This is a genomic window from Pseudoalteromonas sp. S1609, from assembly GCF_005887255.1.
GTDB lineage: Bacteria > Pseudomonadota > Gammaproteobacteria > Enterobacterales > Alteromonadaceae > Pseudoalteromonas.
Genome location: NZ_PNDJ01000043.1, coordinates 42,997 through 60,423, shown reverse-complemented (window position 1 = coordinate 60,423; position 17,427 = coordinate 42,997). Strand labels below are relative to the sequence as shown.

Below are 17,427 nucleotides of genomic sequence, written 5' to 3'. Positions count from 1 at the left end.
CTATATGAGTTCGGCTTTATTTAGCCTGAACATTATGTTTATCTAGCCTGCCACTGTATCGAGTGACTATTAAAGCCAGTAATGAAACAACGGCCCCAATCCATGCGGTATCTTTTAGTTCCATATGCTCGACTACAAGCCCCCCTGTAACAGAGCCTAAGGCTATTCCAATATTAAACGCCGCGATGTTTAACCCCGATGCGACATCTACCGCATTAGGAGTGTGCTTTTTTGCCTGTTTTACTACATAAAGCTGCAATCCTGGTACATTACCAAATGCAAATGCCCCCCATATTAAAATAGTCAGCACTGCGGCTACTTTTGATTCCATAGTAAAGGTGAAAGCCAATAAAATAATTGTTAACGCGCTAAATATAATACTCAGTGCACTAATTGGGCCTCGCTTGTCGGCTAATTTTCCGCCCCATATATTACCAACAGCCACCGACACACCATAAACCAGCATTATTAAACCAATAGCGGATGGTGCAAAGCCAGTTTGCTGCTCTAATATAGGCGCTAAATAAGTAAACGCGGTGAACGTACCGCCGTAGCCTAATATAGTCATTAAATAAACGAGCAATAAGCGCGGCTTAACAATAACCTGTAGCTGCTCTTTAAACGTCGCCGGAATAGACTGTTTTAAGTTTTTTGGTACTAAAATAGCGCTGCCAATTAGCGCAATTAAGCCTAATGCCGAAACCACTAAAAACGTTGCACGCCAGCCAAAGTGCTGGCCAATCCATGTTCCTAATGGCACACCCGTTACAAGCGCTACCGTAAGGCCGGTAAACATAATTGCGATAGCGCTAGCCTCTTTGTCTTTACTTACCAAGCTTGTTGCTATCATTGAGCCAATAGAGAAAAATACACCGTGAGCTAAGCCTGTTAGTATGCGTGCCAGTATTAGTGTTTCGTAACTCGGCGCTTGCCAAGCTAATAAATTACCCATAACAAATAAGCCCATAAGGCTTATAAGTACCACTTTTCGGTTCCAGCGCCCCGTTAATGCAGTGAGTACCGGTGCGCCAATAGCTACACCAACTGCATATAAGCTCACTAATAAGCCTGCTGATGGTAAGCTCACGCCTAAATCGTTTGCAATAGTTGGCACTAAACCCACTATAACAAACTCGGTTGTTCCAATTGCAAATGCGCTTAAGGTAAGCGCCCATAAAGCCAATGGCATAAATACATCCTCATTTTTAAAATAGATGCATAGTGTGTGTAAAAACTCCCTTGCAATAAATAGCATAAATGGCAAAATACTTTTGTTTATTTTGCAAATATAAATAAGTGAATTTATGCCTGTTCAAGCTAAAACTGAAGATCTAGAAATGTTTATTACCATTGTTGATTGTGGCAGCTTTTCCGGTGCGGCTAGTTTACTTGATTTAAATGTAGCTAAGGTTTCAAGAGCGCTATCTCGCCTCGAAAGTAGGCTAAACTGCACATTACTAAACAGAACAACTCGGCGCTTAGAACTGACCGAGGAAGGACATATATACATAGAATATGCGCGTAAGGCTTTAAACACGCTGCTCTTCGGGGAAGAAACAATAAAGCTACTTAAGCAAGCACCTAGTGGGCACTTGCGTATAGATGCAGCAAGCCCTTTTGTTTTACATCAACTAGCGCCACTAGTTAATGAGTTTAAAAAACAATACCCGCAAATCACGCTCGATATTACCTCACACGACAATATTATTGATTTACTTGAGCGCAAAACAGATTTAGCTATTCGCATTGGAGACTTAAAAGATTCAAACCTGCACGCGCGAAAATTAGGCCAAAGTAAATTAAAATTGGTCGCAAGCGCTGATTATGTAAAAAATGCGCCACCATTACAGCAAGTTTCAGATCTTAAAAACCATAACCTAATTGGCTTCAGTGAGCCCAATACTCTTAATCAATGGCCCTTGAAGCATGAGCAATCACTGCACTTTGATTTAAGGGCTAGCAGCGGCGAAACCATTAGGCATTTATGTATTGCTGATCAAGGCATAGCACTTCTCTCACAATTTATGATTGCAGAAGATTTAGCCAAAAAACGATTAATAGAAGTTTTACCTCACAGCGTAAGTAGCCCAAATAATCGAGAATCTATTTATGGCGTTTATTACAAAAATGGGGCGGTTTCTTCCCGTATCGTTGCATTTTTAGATTTTATACAACCGCGACTAAGTTTATAAATCGCTTTTAAATTGATTTTAAAGAGCAACTTAATGAAATAATTTACATTATTGACGGTTTTAAGATTAAGCTGAGTATAAACACTGCAGTTACATTATTTGGATGAGGTAGTATGGATTCTTTAACACAAGTCGCATTAGGCAGTGCCGTAGGCTACGCGGTACTAGGCAATAAAGTAGGTAGAAAAGCCGTAGCGTGGGGCGCTATTTTAGGCACTTTACCCGACCTCGATGTATTTTTGCCCTATGGCGGCAGTGTAGAAGCGTTTACCTATCACCGTGGTTTTAGCCATTCTTTATTTGTACACTTATTGATTAGCCCGCTGATTGTGTGGCTAATATTAAAAATACACACAGGCATACAGGCTTATAGAGTTCGTTGGTTTTGGTTGGTTTTTTTGTGCTTATCAACACATGCTTTATTAGATTCACTCACCGTTTATGGTACTCAGCTAATGTGGCCCTTAAGTGAGTACCCTTTTGCTGTATCCAGCATGTTTATTATTGACCCCCTTTACACCTTACCGTTATTAATTGGTTTAGCTTTTACTTTATTTCCTAAAATAAGTACCAGTAAAGCTTATAAAATCAATGCTATTACACTTTGCTTAAGTACAGCGTATTTATGCCTTGCCTTTGTGTTTAAACTCAATATTGACGACAAGGTAAAAACAGCACTGAACAATCGCGATATTGACGCAACCGGCTATATTAGTACGCCTGCCCCGCTCACTACTTTACTTTGGCGTGTAGTAGTGATGTCTGACGGTCACTACTACGAGGGTTATGCCTCCGTGTTTGACTCGCCCAGTGATGTAACCTTAAATGCCTACAATACAACACCGTCTTTAATTAAGCCTATTGACAACCAATGGGGCATACAAAGGCTACAATGGTTTACAAAAGGGTTTTATTCTATTCGCCAGCAAACCGATAACGTGATTTTGTCAGATTTAAGAATGGGTATGGAATGCCAATATGTATTTAACTTTGTGGTAGGTGAGCAAGCTGATACCGGTATTAAAGTGGGTAGTTTTGAGCGACTCTCTCAGCGCCCTAGTTTTAGTAATGCCGGTAATATTTGGCAGCGAATTTGGCAACCTGAAGTCTCGCTGGCATCTCCATTAGCTAAAAATAACTGCTCGTTGCCATAGTTAGGGGTCTTGTGTTAAAAAAGTGTGATTTTTATTTTGCTTAGGAATAAAAACACACACTTTTTTTAACACTAAATTACATTCAAGCAGATTTGTGCCACCTCAAAACGTAGTTATTGCAACCAAATGAATTAGTTTTGGTGCTCGTACTGACCACGATATACTTCAAATACTTTTAATAAGGTGTGTTGTTCTTTTGAAAGCGCGTCAAACCAGTCATCAAATAATTCATCATCTTCTTGTTCGCTTAATGCTAAATAATGAGCAAGTAATTCAATGATGTCGTTATGAGAACACCCTAACGAATCAACTTGCTTAGCTAATATACTGTGGTCACGCTCTCTGAGAGTATCCATGACTCCTTGGTCGATTTGGTCTTGTTGTGCCTGAGCGTCACTCATAAAACTACCTCTATTAACGTTATTAAATTCTTATTATTTTGTTCGCTGAGTCTAGTTATAGCAGCCTAAATACTAATAGCCAGTACTTTTGATCTAAGTGCTTATTTTTTGACTGTTTTGTGCAAATACACAGCAATTACACTTCGTTTAAGGCTATTTAAAATGATTTGCAAAGGGAAAATAAATACGTTAAATTAAATGATATACTATCACATAACACTAAAGGCATTTTATGAAGCCCAATATTCACCCTGATTACCATGTGGTTGCTTTTCATGATACTGCAGCTGATTCTTACTTTATTATTGGTTCAACCATTAAAACCAATCGCACCATAGAAATTGAGGGTAAAACATACCCTTATGTTCCTATTGATGTCTCAAGTGACTCACATCCATTTTATACAGGCAAACAAAAAACGCTCGCTACTGATGGACGCGTTGCGCAATTTAATCGTCGGTTTAAAAACCTCTCTACTGCTAAAAAGGAAAGCAAATGAAAGTTTTAAGTTCATTAAAAAGTGCAAAACAACGACCAGGTTGTCAAATTGTAAAGCGCAAAGGGCGAGTATTCGTGATATGTAAAGATAACCCTAGATTTAAAGCCGTGCAGGGTATGAAGAAAAAGTAGCAAGATAAAATAATGCCGAGTTTATACTCGGCATTATTATTAGGGTCTATTTAACTACAACAGAAAACTCAGGCACTGCTTGAATAACCTTTTTCACGGTACATGTATTTACCGCAGCAATCAGTGCTTTTTTATATTTAGCTGGGAAACCTTCTGGCAAGCCAATTTCGATTGAAAAAAGCTTCTTACCGTTTTCATCTACATTTTCGTTATTTTGTGTCAGTGTCATCCCTTCGGTCGAGATCTCTCTTTGCTGACAAAATTTACGCGCATAGAAACCAGCACACAACACCATGCTTACTAAAAAATAGTCAAACGGTTCTGGATGTTCTGCATCACCACCAGCGTTTATGCTTTGATCGCTTATAACTTCATGCTCACCAAACTTAGCACTTAATTTTTGACCGTCTAACATTGAAACCGAAATTTCCATTACTATTCCTTATTTTCCAAACAATAATTCAAAAAAGCCTGGAGGCTCATGTAATTTGTGATATTTTTTGCGTAAATTATCAATTGCTTTGAGTGGTTTTTTTGCCGCCTCAAGCCCTTGCTCGTTCGCTACTTTTTTGGCTAACTGGGCTTGAGTAAGTACCTTATCTAACCCTTGCACCGACTTTTCAGCTTCTTTATAAAACTTGGCTTGCTTACTTTGCTCTATCAATTTAATAAATTCATCAATAGCGCCATTAAATTCTGCTAACTGGGTTGCTTCAACACTTTGTTTATAAGCAAGCCCAATGTTTTTCATGGTTTTTTCTAAGTCGCTCATTTCATTTGCGGCAACTGTTTGACTAAATATTAATACCATTAACAACAAAACTGCTTTCATTAATACACCCTAAAAAATAATTGTTGCATACATGCTAAACTTACTGAGGTATTATATAGCATAACGCCTAGATGTCATACGGAGTACTTTAGCAAGGATAAATTGAGCTTTAGAAAGTTTATAGAGAAATGTATGTCCTTGTTTAAATTATACCGCCTGCTAACATTTACCTGCCTTCTGTTGGGTAGTTATAGTGCTTATGCCCTAGAAGTCATATTTATTAATCCTGGTTTTTCCGACTCTGAAAATGCACAAAACAAAACCGGAAACTTTTGGTTTGATGTTTCTAAAATAATGCAAAATGCAGCCACTGATTTAGATGTTACATTAACGGTAGAATACGCAAATCGAAATCATATTTTAATGAAAGAGCTGATTCAGCAGGCTATAGATGATAAGCCCGATTACCTTATCCTCGTAAACGAAAAAAATGTTACCAGTAAGTACCTCTCTAAAATAGACAGTAAACATGTCCCGATTTACTTTTTATTAAATCGCCCCTCACCTGCGTCACTTGATATGTTACGTGAAAATGGCACTAACATAGTCGGTAGTATTACCCCAAATAATCGCGTTGCAGGTAAATCATTGATGCAGCAGCTTTATAAAAAGTTTACCAATAAAACAACAACTAGCGCACATATATTGGCGTTATTAGGCGACTATGCAACGCCTGCTTCTATTATGCGCACACAAGGGTTAATGGATTTTTTAACGCAAACACCGCAAGTCACCTTAACCGCTAAAGAGGTTGCCAATTGGTCTGAACAAGAAGGGTTTACAAAAACCTTAGCGTATATGCAGCAAGCCCCTGAAATTAACATTATTTGGTGTGCGAATGATGCCATTGCTTTTGGCGCAAAAAGGGCATTAAAACAGCTAAACATGCAATCTCAGGTTATTGTGGGCGGTATTAACTGGGAGGTTCCACCAAGTAATAAATCAGGACTTGATGTATCTATTGGAGGTCATGTGTTACTAGGTGCTTATGCCCTAGTTAATTTGTTCGACAACCATACTCAACCAAAACTTAGTCCTTTGCTTCATCGTACAGCTGATATTTTTGACCCGCTTACCGCTGAAAATATCCCGTTATACAAGGCGATAAATACTACTGGCCTTGCAGAAATAAACTTTATACAGTTTAGTAAAACACGCGCTGACTGGTATGAATTTACCATAGAAAATCTACTTTTAGCGCTTGAGCAATAGCACTGTAAAGCCCCTTTACAATGCAGTTATTTTATTTAAAACTCTGAATGTATATTGTCTATTTTATTAATGCTATCTATGCCCTATTAGATAACCAAAGCGCTTGATAGGGTGCTAACTGCATGGTTCGTAGCGCGTCATAGAGTGTTGTTTTAGAAATTAGCTCAACCCATTGCTGAGTGTTTATTAAGTTTAAATCGGCTAAGGTTAAGCTTTGTGGCTGACTGCTAATATTATAAACACAAAAAATGCTTTGTTGGCGGTCTATACTTTGTCGCCAAAAACCAAATAACCCCTCGCCTAAGTGCAAAGTAAATTGTGTGGCATTAGGATGGAATGCTGCTTGCCTTTTACGCACAGCTAATAACTGTTTTATTCCCTTGAACACCTGATGATGATGACTATATTTTTCTTCAATCGCCGCTAATAATTTTGATTCTTGCCAGCGATGGCGGTTAATTGCGCGATTATGCTGCGAATTTTCAAAACGTTCATAGTCATTAGTTGTGCCAAGTAAACTGTGAATATATATCCCCGGTATTCCTTCCATTGCAAACATAATGGAATGGGCACACAAGAAACGCTCAAGGCCATATTTATCTGCGCCGTTATGCGTCCCTTGTAGGGCATCAAATAAGGCAATATTTAGCTCGTAAGGTGTATGCGTGCCATCGTGACTGGTGCGCATTGAAACACGTCCCCCAAATTGCATGGTCGTGCTTACTAACGAAGCAACTTCACTCGGTTGTAATAAGCCTTCAATTGGCCTCAAACCAATGCCATCATGAGAGGCTATAAAATTAAAATATGCGGTACCGTTTTGCGCTGGCGGCATGCTCATCATCCAGTGCTTGAGCGCGGTACTATCGCCGCTAAGTAAAGTGTGCAATAACAACGGCGGCAAAGCAAAGTTATAAATTGCATGGGCTTCGTTGGCATTACCAAAGTAAGATAGGTTTTCTTGATTAGGAATATTGGTTTCGGTAATAATCACCACACTGGGCTCAGCATGCTCAATCAGCGTTCGCAGTAAACGCACCACTTCATGAGTTTGTGGCAAGTTTATACAACTGGTGTTGAGTTTTTTCCATAAAAAGGCCACAGCATCAAGGCGAAATAGGCGAATACCGTTATCTAAATAGTGGCGAATAATGCCAACAAACTCTTTTAAAACCTCAGGGTTTTCAAAATTAAAATCCACCTGATCATGACTAAATGTACACCATACATGCTTATCACCGCTTGCTGTGGCTACCGTATGTAATAATGGCGAGGTTCGTGGGCGCACTACTTGGCTTAAATCATCAGTTAAACTGGCTGTTTTAAAGTAGTCTTTCCCTGGGTGAGTATCGGTTAAAAAGTTTTCAAACCAAAGGCTCCGGCTAGAACAATGATTAATCACTAAATCCGCCATTAACTTTACATCTTTTGCAATCGCGTTAATGTCTTGCCAGTCGCCCAGCGCTTCATTAACTTGCGCATAGTTCATTACCGCAAACCCTTCATCTGAGCTATACGGATAAAAGGGTAAAATGTGCAGCGCATTAAGCTGATGATCGCACTGCTCTTTTATAAAGCGGTGCAAGGTTTTTAACGGCGCCTCTAGGGGAGTTCCAACTGCTAACTCACTATCTTCATGATTTATAATAGAATCGCCATAGGCAATTAAAACAATATCTTGTTCATCCCAGCGATTAGTGTGCGGCGTAGGATCGCGAAGTGAGTTATTCCCCAATATCAAGGTGATTAATTCTTCAGCCAACTCAGCTACCGGCATAGGCAACTCAACCCCTTGATAAATAGTATGTAAGTGTTGTTCGACTCGTTGAAAAAACTGTTCCCTAACTATGTCCACAGGCGCCTCGTTTAAGTATACCAATTTAACTGTATTGTTCGTTATCAAGCTCAACGGCTTCTTTTAATCGATCTAGTACATCGGGCATCGCCGAGGCTACACGGTTCCAACTTGGCACAAATGGCGCTTCCATTGGGTTTTCTAAAAAGTGTTGGCCAGCATTCATAATATTTTGCGCAAACATTTCTACCGCTTTTTCTTCTTGGTGAATATCAAGTGTTAAGCCGTTCATTAACGCATCATTATGATAGGTTTCAATAAAGTCTAAACCAATGCGGTAATAAGTCGCTTTTAATGAGCGAATGGTTTCGCTGGTAAAGGTAACCCCCTGGGTCGCTAGCTTTCTAAATAGTGCTTTGGTTATATCAATCGACATTTTAGAAAGGCCAGCAGTTTGGTCGTCCAACGATAATTCTTGGTGTTTATGATCGTAGTTATCGGCAATATCAACTTGGCACAAGCGGTTATGAGAATAATTACGATACATCTCGCTTAATACGCCAATTTCTAATCCCCAGTCACTAGGAATACGAATATCGTTTAATACATCGCGTCTAAATGAAAATTCACCGGCTAATGGGTAGCGAAACGAGTCCATATACTCAAGGTAATCACGGCTGCCTAAAATGGTTTTAAACGAGCGCAATAACGGAGTAACTAATAACCGAGAGACACGGCCATTTATTTTTCCATTAGCAGTACGTGGGTAAAAGCCTTTACAAAACTCATAGTTAAATCGAGGATGTGCAACTGGGTAAATTAATCGCGCTAATAAGCCTCGGTCATAAGTTAAAATATCGCAATCATGTAGTGCTATTGACTCAACCTCAGCGGTAGCGAGTTTATACCCCATGCAATACCACACATTACGCCCTTTACCAAGCTCGCGTGGCGCCACACCCAAGGCTTGAAGCTCTTTATCGAGCGCCTGCAAGCGGGGGCCATCGTTCCAAAGGACTTTATGGTTTTGATCGAGCGATTTAAAAAAGTTCAATGCATAGCGATACTGGCTTTCGTCGGCTCTGTCCAAGCCTATAGTTATTTGCGATAAATACGGTACTTGTTGCAGCTCTTTAACAATATTTTGTAAAGCAGGGCCTTCTAACTCACTAAATAATGAAGGCAATATAAGCCCCATTGGTCGCTGTTTACTAAAGCCAAGTAACTCTTTTTCTAAATCGTCTACGGGTCTATTGGCAATGTTATGTAGTGTTGTAATAATGCCATTTTGATAAAAATCAGCCATGTAAACTATACTCCTCAGAACTGGGTAAAATACTGTTAATACAAGGTAGTGCTGTAATTTCTTCAACCCAGCCTAGCGGTGCCGGCAATTGAGAATAACGCGCTTTGTTATAAGTTAATTTAACTGGCTTTTTACTCTCTGGATTGGTAATGATGATGGCGATATCAGCCTCTTCCAGCATTTGCTTATCGTTTTCACTATCCCCTAGCGCAATAATGCTCAGCGCTTTGGTAAACTGCGCATTAAACTGCTGCACTAACCATTGCTGAGCCATGCTTTTATCGGTATTTTTTCCAATGTGAATAAAGCGCCCGCCTACTTTAACCTCGTAGCCATATACTGATATCGCATTGATGAATTCATTTAGTCGCTGCTCATCGCCATGCCAGTAGAGCGGATCTGAGTATTGACGGGTTTGTGCTTGCGTTGCTTGTAGCTGGTTTAATCCTGTCATTTTCATTACCTGCTCACTGGTAAGCTCACTAAACAAACTATATTGGTCGCCGTAGTCTTTTTTTAAACGTTTTAAATCAGTCCATAAATTGCTAATGGGTGCAGCAAACGAGTAACACCAGTAGCCTTGGTATTCGCTGCAGCCAATTGGCCTGAGATTAAAATAATTTTTAGGAATATAAACAGCCGAGCCATTTTCAACAATGAAAGGCTGTGTAATATTAAGCGCTTGTTGCAGTGCCACTACTTCACTAAATGTTTTGCTGGTATTAAATACCACAGGTACACCGCTGTATTGCAGCTCTTGTAATAAGGTATCTACCGCATCGGTGTTGTAATCTCTGTGATTGAGTAATGTGCCATCTAAATCGGTAAAAATGATAGGTTGTACAATACTATCGCTTGTAAGCACCATCGCAGTTACATCTCGATTACTATCGAGCTCTATAAGTGCATTTGCTTTAGCACTAAGGGTGTTGAGGTTTTCACGCGTGATGCGTTCAAAATGAGAAATAAACCACAATAACTGCTCATCAGTCATGGTGCCTGCGCCCTGCCCTTGCTTGGCAATTAACTTGTGTTCTTGCTCTTGTCGCCACGCAAACACATCATTAAAACTCGGGGCTTTGAGCATAATTGTATAATCGATTTTATCAAAAACGGTTTTATATTCATTGGCTAAACAGCTGTTAATACAGCGACGCCATAACCCTTGTTGATCGTATGATTTTTCTAGCTCGTTAATAGGCTCAACTAAAGTAAAAGGCTGCTGTGGTTCACTGGCTACACACCACCCTTCTAAAATAACAACATCGATCGGCTGACTATTAGTTAACCATTTATTTTTTGCTACGGGTTCATCTTGTTGCTTATCAAAACGCGGCAGCGGTACATTTACTTCTGCATTTAATAAACGGCTAATGGTGTTATCCATCAGCGCAACATCATGTGTACCCGGAACGCCTCTAGTGGCGAATAAACAATGCACATCTTGCGCCAACTGTTGGCGTTTTTGAGTTGATAAATAAAAGTCATCAATAGAAAGCGCAACACAGTTTAGGTGGGTATTTTGGCTAAACCAAGTTACTAAATAATCACCAAGTGTGGTTTTTCCTGAGCCTTGGCAGCCATTAATTGCGACAAATATAGGGGCTGTTTTTTTACTGGTTAGAATGTCCTGCGCAATAGCAGAAAAATACTGCTCGCTAATATACTGATATTTCAACGGCAGTTGGTGTTTTACTAAAAAAGCATTTATATCCACACTCTTGGTCTCCATATAACAATCCCTGAGTCAACTATAGGGTATGACTAAGGAAATGCAGTTACTAGACCAATATTATTTATTGTTACTTTTTAGTAGGTTAAAAAAAAAGCGCATTTAAAATGCGCTTTTTTGGTGCAATATTTTTAACCACAGTGCAAACTTAACTCTGGTCGCTCTGTGCTTTGGGTAATACTAAGTTTAATACTATGCCTAAAATAGCACATAAGCTCACACCTTCTAGGCTGAACTCACTACTACCTATGTACATACCACCAATACCACAAATTAAAATAAGTGCCACAATACTTAAATTGCGCGGCTCACTTAAGTCATCGCCCGACTTAACTAAGGTGTTTAAACCAATAACCGCAATAGAGCCAAATAATAAAATCATTATTCCGCCCATTACTGGCACCGGAATGGTTTGCAAACTAGCGCCCATTTTAGCAACAAATGCTAAGCAAATTGCGATAATGGCAGTCCACATCATTACTTTAGGGTTAAAGTTTTTAGTAAGCATTACCGCACCAGTTACCTCTGAGTAAGTGGTATTAGGTGGGCCGCCAAATAAGGATGCGGCAGAAGTGGCTAAACCATCACCAAATAAAGTGCGATGTAGCCCTGGTTTTTTCAAATAATCTTTTTTTGTAACTTGGCTAATTGCCATCATATCGCCAATGTGTTCAATAGCAGGCGCAATTGCCACCGGCACCATAAATAATATGGCTTGCCATTTAAACTCTGGTAACACAAAGTTTGGCACAGCCAACCACTGTGCATTACTTACGGCTTCAAATTGCACTATACCCATAAATAACGATAGCGTGTAGCCGGCAACAACACCGGCTAAAATAGGTATTAATTTAAATACCCCTTTACCCCACACGGCAAACACTAAAGTAACGAGCAATGAGAACATAGAGATAATAATAGCGCTGTCGTAGGCAATAATTTGTGTGCCACCATCGCCACTTTTACCCATGGCCATATTAACCGCCGCAGGCGCAAGCGCTAGACCAATTACCATAATCACTGGGCCTACCACAATTGGCGGCAAAATTTTATGTAAGGTTTTTGTACCTTTAAACTTCACCAATAAACTTAATAGCATATAAGTAAAGCCCGCCGCCATTAACCCCCCCATAGTGGCGGGTATACCCCACATTTGTACTGAGGCAATAATGGGTGCAATAAACGCAAATGACGAAGCTAAAAAAATAGGCACTTGGCCTTTAGTCACAAACTGAAACAACAAAGTACCTAAACCAGCGGTAAACAAGGCTACGCTAGGATCTAGGCCGGTTAAAATAGGCACTAGTACCAATGCACCAAATGCAACAAATAGCATTTGGGCACCGGTTAGAATGGTTTTTATAGAAAATGTAGAATTATTTTGCACTGCTAAACCTTAGTAAACCGTACCGAAAATTTTGTCACCTGCATCGCCAAGCCCTGGGATGATGTAACCTTTTTCATTTAAATGGCTATCAACTGAGGCAGTAAAAATCTCAATATCAGGGTGAGCGGCTAATGTTTTTTCAACGCCCTCAGGTGCAGCAACCAGTACGATTACTTTAATTTCTTTACAGCCCGCTTTTTTAAGCATATCAATGGTGGCGATCATAGAACCACCAGTAGCCAGCATTGGGTCAATCACTAAGCTTAAACGCTCATCAATATTACCCACTAGTTTTTCAAAGTAGGGAACTGGCTCAAGCGTTTCTTCATTACGCTCTAAACCCACTACACTCACTTTAGCCGCTGGGAGTAACGACATTACGCCGTCCATCATACCAAGGCCCGCACGTAAAATTGGCACCACGGTAATTTTTTTACCCTTAATGTGCTCAACTTTAAGTTTATTACCGTCCCAGCCTGTAATTTCGTTATCTTCTAATTCTAGGTTTTTAGTGGCTTCGTAAGTTAATAATGTGCCCACTTCTGAACACAACTCACGAAAACTTTTCGTGCTAATTCCATGCGCGCGCATTAAACCTAACTTATGTTGAACAAGGGGATGAGAAATAACGTGAATAGCCATAGTAATAAACCTAGTGATAAAAAATTTGACATATTTTATATTAAAACAGGCCGTTTGACTGTTAATTTTAGTCTTGATTTCATAGTTCGTGCCAAAATATTTAATTTAGCCACAACCATAAAGATTTTTGTGTTTATGAGTTGTTACTCGCTAACCAATTATTTACCTGAGCGCGCATGTAGCTGTTAACCTTTTTGTGTTCTGGGCTCCACCCAAGTAAAAACCGATAAAAGTCTGCCCATGCCACTGGCCATAAATGAGCCCATTGTGTAACAACATCATCAGCATTAATGTGTGGTTGATAGTCACTCAGAGCATGCTTCAATTGGCTAAAGTAATAGTCGAGGTAGCTCTGTGCGTGTTTATGAAGCTCAGAATCATCCATACAACTGGTCATAAAATACATTACATCAATCACCCCAACACCCGCACCCACATATTGAAAATCGTAACCGAGAATATGCTCTTGGCTATTTGCGGCAAAGTTAGCAAGCTTGGCATCACCATGAATTAACGTTTTATAATCACACTGCTTTAATGCGCCGTTTAACAGTAATGCAGCCTGTTTAATATCGGACTTTTCAGGTAAGTTATTAAATTCATCAGGGCGTGTACCCAAATGCCAATAGCTTCCTTGCGGCCATAAGCCATCAAACTTTGTATTTAAATGAAAGGCATTTAAATGAAAGGCATGAAAATGTGCCAACCACTTTAATATGGCTTTTATATTTTCGGTGGTTGCTTGGCTGTACCCCTGCTTTGAAAAATCTTTAAACACCAAGGCAAACTCATCGCCCTTGTTGATTGCTTTAATGCATTCAATAGCTGCAGCTTGCTTGGGCAGCTTATGGCTAAATTGCTGATAAAACGTATATTCAACGTGGTAAGAGTCACGCTTTCTATTCAGTGCAAAGTTGCTTTGCTTAATTTTAGGGTGATTAATATGATCGGGTACTTTAATCGCTTTAATCACACAGGCTTGCTCATCAAGTTGGCACTTCACAATTTGACCACAGCCACTCCAAAGCGAGGTTAGGGTTTTGCCAATGGCTACACGCTCAAAATACGGGGTAAGTAATGGAAGATAAAAAGACATAGCCATATTAGGTTGCTAAATTTTAGTTAGTTTAACATTAGACGGTGTTTTAAATAAAAGGTCTTAATAAAAAACCCTTCGCGCACAACATGAAATACAGTGTTAATAACCAATCTAACCTGTCGTTTTTTTTGCAATTGCTATGGCAAAGCCTATGCATTATTCATAAAGCCTAAAACATAATTTGAAACCATTAAAAGTACAAAATTAAAGATGGTGCCATGATTAGATTAACCAATGAATGTCTAGTACCCCAGTCTTTCCGAGGGGATATGGTAAGAGTCTAGCTGCGGTGAGATCGCAATAAAAGATTACTGCGTAACGCACACCATTTGTGTTTGCCGTAAGCTACTTACTTAACAGACAAAGTAAACGAATTTATTTGTTGATTTAGAATTGACCGTTCCTGTATAAAAACGGTCAAAGAGAACACTGGAGTCTATTGACAGAGTTAAGATTACAAATATTAGCTACGATGTAATTTGAAAAGTACCACTCATTCTCCCCTGACTAAACCCGAGAGGACTATTTTTTGCGTCAGGAACCACATAATTAAGGGTATGTATGACACCGTGCAAAGATACAACTTTTGGATTTTCCGTTTCTTGATAGCTTATCACACACATATACGTTTTATTTTCATCAGAGCTTTTCATGTATAGAATATTTGCAGGATTCACAAGTACAATATATTGATTCGCAGTTGCAACAAAGTGAATAGGCCCTGAACTCTCTTGGTTATATTGGTACTGTATATTACCTCGATTAATTGGGTTTAATTGATCACCATTAACTGTCAAGCCAGTCCACTCCCAAATATCTAGCGTTATAGAAAAAAGTCCGTCATTTTCACTTATATTAATATCCGCCATTTTCTTTTCCTCACATTAATCAAAATTAAGTACAAAATGTACAAATAAAGTTTAGGAAAAAAGCGGAAAATAAATATTACAGACTATTACAAATAAGAACAGCTAGACATTCTAACTCTCAAACGTTGTTAGCCACCGCTTTTCGCGGGTTAGCTTAATTCATAGCCAGAATTAGTTTGTAATAGAACACATAAATAGAACATATAAAGACACCCACCTAATAGAACATATAAAAACACCACCTTAACTATCTATTGAACCTGTGTCACAAAATTTACTATTAAGCTCTGTAACTAGCTTCTTATCGCTATATATGCTCTAGTTTCAGCTCTAAAAAGCTAAATAACTAAATAACTAAATAACTAAATAACCAAATAATCATTCTAAAACTAAAATTGACTCGCTCTAGCAAAGGAAGGTGGATATTGTCGATGTGTTTGCGGTATAACACGCTGCTTGCTGTTTATACTTCCTTAAAGCATTGACAGTACATAATTTGAGATAGGTGTGTGCTTTTGTTTTTAGTGCTCAAACCGCCAGTTATTTGCAGTTGTTGACCGTTGCTAAACCTAAATCTATATTTGCAACAATATAGCCATACTCTTTCTTAGTTAACTTTTTAGACTGATATTGTTGCTTAGCTAATTCGTGAGTCCAACCCTTTTCACATGGGGCTAAGGGAATGGCTGTATCAACCATTAAAAGGTGTTCTTCCTGAATCACGCCGCCTTTTTTAACAATGCTTTTAGCGCAAAGGCTTAAAGCATATTCAACAGCAAATTTATCAACACTTGGCATACCTATAAATTCTACATCACAACCAAGTTTCTCATTACCTTTAGCATCAACATAATAAAGCTGGCCTGACGTAGTACAACCAGATATAAATAAGATGATAACGAGTAATAAAATATGCCTGATATTCACTTTATCTCCTTGTGCAAATAAGCCCGTATATAGGACAAAAACATAACGGCGATTTGGTTAAACTTGGCGAAGCACTAAACTCAATCACTGCGTAGTTTTGATGTTTCAACGAGCTTGCGAGTGCATTGATGTGTTTGTTATTTGCCAGACCTTGAATAGATTGATAGCAAAGGGAATTTACTTTCACCAAAGTTGATAGTTAACGATAGTGTCTCATCTGCTTTGAATGATTGTAAAAACTCCAATGGTGCAATTCGTTGTCCGTCTGCAACGATAGCCATTAGGTGTTTGTTAGTTAGGCTTCGTCGACCTGATGCCATATTAGTCAAGGTTACTACCGCCCAACGCTCACCAGAATCATTACTCATTAATACAAAATTATTTACACTAAAATCACTCTGCTCTGGCTGAATGTTTGATTCGTTTGGAAAGGCCAAATCAAAACTATTAGGTACAACTCTATCAATGGAAAGTACCTCTTCACCCGAATGGGCACAAAATGTACAAACCAGCAATATCCATGACATCCTTCTCAACATAAGTTCTCTCCTAATGAGTTATAACGCCAAGCTTAACCGGCGCAAAGTAGCAGGCTAAGATTAAAGACAAAGGAGCGCAAGCCTGCTATTTTTCGTCCTTTGGTTTAAGCGTTTGTTAGTGTTACGCTTCCGATAATGCTTGCAAGTAGCTTGAATTAAAGTTTGTAAGTAGATTATTAAGGTAATTAAAATTAATCTGATTTGGTTTAAAACTTAATCCTTTTTCAATATTAGCCATGTGCTTTTTTAGCATTGCTTTATCTTTAGACCAAAAAGCGATATTCCCTAAAATGAAATCATTCCAATACATTGGGAACTCGCTTAAGTCTTCATTTGGATTCAAGATTTTTTTTGCATGAACAATCGCTTGTTGATAATTACCCGCTAGCCCTTCCATTTGCGCTAAATGCCATGTTAATGAACTTTCTTTTGAATTATTATGTTCGATAAATCTCTTAATTAAAATGGCTGCTTCGCCGTGGCAACCTGACTTTTCTAGTAGTCTAAATCCAGCATCATTTGTTTGATCAAATTGCTGATAGGTTAGATTTAGATCTTCTTTTAACCTTTTTTGCAGGGCAATTTCACAATCAGCAAAGGCAAGATTTGATATAAATAAAAAAGCAATTGGTAAAAGTCTAGTTTTCACAATAGTTCCTTAGTAATGCTAACGCCAAGCTTTGCTGAGTCCTTGCTTGAGCGCCCTGTTA

General features: G+C 38.9%; 19 protein-coding genes. 5 read left to right on the top strand and 14 right to left on the bottom strand.

Going from position 1 to position 17,427, the window contains the following annotated elements; all coding sequences use genetic code 11:
* Positions 1-16: 16 nt before the first annotated feature.
* Complete coding sequence (locus CWB76_RS11995; RefSeq protein WP_010388973.1) at positions 17-1,189, bottom strand: MFS transporter; 1,173 nt, start codon at positions 1,187-1,189, stop codon at positions 17-19.
* A 115-nt stretch (positions 1,190-1,304) separates the two neighbouring features.
* Between CWB76_RS11995 and CWB76_RS11990 the strand changes: the two genes are divergently transcribed.
* Positions 1,305-2,192 (top strand): LysR family transcriptional regulator, encoded by an 888-nt coding sequence (locus tag CWB76_RS11990; protein ID WP_171039628.1) that lies wholly within the window; start codon positions 1,305-1,307, stop codon positions 2,190-2,192.
* A gap of 113 nt (positions 2,193-2,305) precedes the next feature.
* A complete protein-coding gene (locus CWB76_RS11985; protein ID WP_138607865.1) occupies positions 2,306-3,346 on the top strand; it encodes a metal-dependent hydrolase in 1,041 nt (346 codons plus the stop codon).
* Positions 3,347-3,477: 131 nt separating this feature from the next.
* On the opposite strand, the gene CWB76_RS11980 is transcribed toward CWB76_RS11985, so the two are convergent.
* Positions 3,478-3,747 carry a hypothetical protein gene (locus CWB76_RS11980; protein ID WP_138607863.1) on the bottom strand — a complete coding sequence of 90 codons (270 nt, stop codon included), beginning with the start codon at positions 3,745-3,747 and terminating at the stop codon, positions 3,478-3,480.
* A gap of 232 nt (positions 3,748-3,979) precedes the next feature.
* Between CWB76_RS11980 and CWB76_RS11975 the strand changes: the two genes are divergently transcribed.
* The gene (locus tag CWB76_RS11975) at positions 3,980-4,246 is read left to right on the top strand and encodes a type B 50S ribosomal protein L31 (protein WP_008463845.1); all 267 of its coding nucleotides are present in this window, start codon (positions 3,980-3,982) and stop codon (positions 4,244-4,246) included.
* Entirely contained in the window at positions 4,243-4,377 is a 135-nt protein-coding gene (gene ykgO / locus CWB76_RS11970; RefSeq protein WP_004586489.1) for a type B 50S ribosomal protein L36, read from the top strand. The genes CWB76_RS11975 and ykgO overlap by 4 nt, the downstream gene beginning before the upstream one ends.
* A 46-nt stretch (positions 4,378-4,423) precedes the next feature.
* Here ykgO and CWB76_RS11965 read toward each other — a convergent pair whose 3' ends face one another.
* Together CWB76_RS11965 and CWB76_RS11960 are read right to left on the bottom strand one after the other, a co-directional pair.
* Positions 4,424-4,810 (bottom strand): OsmC family protein, encoded by a 387-nt coding sequence (locus CWB76_RS11965; protein ID WP_008463841.1) that lies wholly within the window; start codon positions 4,808-4,810, stop codon positions 4,424-4,426.
* Between the two features lie 9 nt (positions 4,811-4,819).
* The gene (locus CWB76_RS11960) at positions 4,820-5,209 is read right to left on the bottom strand and encodes a cytochrome b562 (protein ID WP_138607861.1); all 390 of its coding nucleotides are present in this window, start codon (positions 5,207-5,209) and stop codon (positions 4,820-4,822) included.
* Positions 5,210-5,341: 132 nt separating this feature from the next.
* On the opposite strand from CWB76_RS11960, the gene CWB76_RS11955 reads away from it, so the two are divergent.
* Entirely contained in the window at positions 5,342-6,421 is a 1,080-nt protein-coding gene (locus tag CWB76_RS11955) for an ABC transporter substrate-binding protein (protein ID WP_138607859.1), read from the top strand.
* Between the two features lie 76 nt (positions 6,422-6,497).
* Here CWB76_RS11955 and CWB76_RS11950 read toward each other — a convergent pair whose 3' ends face one another.
* The 10 genes from CWB76_RS11950 to CWB76_RS11905 form a co-directional block, all read right to left on the bottom strand.
* On the bottom strand, positions 6,498-8,276 hold the full coding sequence (locus CWB76_RS11950; RefSeq protein WP_138607857.1) for an alpha-amylase family glycosyl hydrolase: 1,779 nt from the start codon (positions 8,274-8,276) through the stop codon (positions 6,498-6,500).
* Between the two features lie 25 nt (positions 8,277-8,301).
* On the bottom strand, positions 8,302-9,522 hold the full coding sequence (locus CWB76_RS11945) for a glycosyltransferase family protein (RefSeq protein ID WP_008115311.1): 1,221 nt from the start codon (positions 9,520-9,522) through the stop codon (positions 8,302-8,304).
* On the bottom strand, positions 9,515-11,254 hold the full coding sequence (locus CWB76_RS11940) for an HAD-IIB family hydrolase (protein WP_138607855.1): 1,740 nt from the start codon (positions 11,252-11,254) through the stop codon (positions 9,515-9,517). Before CWB76_RS11940 ends, CWB76_RS11945 begins: the two co-directional genes overlap by 8 nt.
* A gap of 148 nt (positions 11,255-11,402) precedes the next feature.
* Positions 11,403-12,641 (bottom strand): uracil-xanthine permease family protein, encoded by a 1,239-nt coding sequence (locus CWB76_RS11935; protein WP_010388985.1) that lies wholly within the window; start codon positions 12,639-12,641, stop codon positions 11,403-11,405.
* Positions 12,642-12,650: 9 nt separating this feature from the next.
* Positions 12,651-13,283, bottom strand: coding sequence for a uracil phosphoribosyltransferase (gene upp / locus CWB76_RS11930; RefSeq protein ID WP_008466150.1), 633 nt, complete (start codon positions 13,281-13,283; stop codon positions 12,651-12,653).
* A 133-nt stretch (positions 13,284-13,416) separates the two neighbouring features.
* Positions 13,417-14,379, bottom strand: coding sequence for a protein kinase family protein (locus CWB76_RS11925; protein ID WP_171039630.1), 963 nt, complete (start codon positions 14,377-14,379; stop codon positions 13,417-13,419).
* Positions 14,380-14,849: 470 nt separating this feature from the next.
* The gene (locus CWB76_RS11920; protein WP_138607852.1) at positions 14,850-15,251 is read right to left on the bottom strand and encodes a hypothetical protein; all 402 of its coding nucleotides are present in this window, start codon (positions 15,249-15,251) and stop codon (positions 14,850-14,852) included.
* A 540-nt stretch (positions 15,252-15,791) separates the two neighbouring features.
* Positions 15,792-16,178 carry a hypothetical protein gene (locus CWB76_RS11915; protein WP_138607850.1) on the bottom strand — a complete coding sequence of 129 codons (387 nt, stop codon included), beginning with the start codon at positions 16,176-16,178 and terminating at the stop codon, positions 15,792-15,794.
* A gap of 137 nt (positions 16,179-16,315) precedes the next feature.
* Positions 16,316-16,705 carry a hypothetical protein gene (locus CWB76_RS11910; protein WP_081844585.1) on the bottom strand — a complete coding sequence of 130 codons (390 nt, stop codon included), beginning with the start codon at positions 16,703-16,705 and terminating at the stop codon, positions 16,316-16,318.
* Between the two features lie 133 nt (positions 16,706-16,838).
* The gene (locus CWB76_RS11905; protein ID WP_138607848.1) at positions 16,839-17,366 is read right to left on the bottom strand and encodes a hypothetical protein; all 528 of its coding nucleotides are present in this window, start codon (positions 17,364-17,366) and stop codon (positions 16,839-16,841) included.
* Positions 17,367-17,427: the final 61 nt, after the last annotated feature.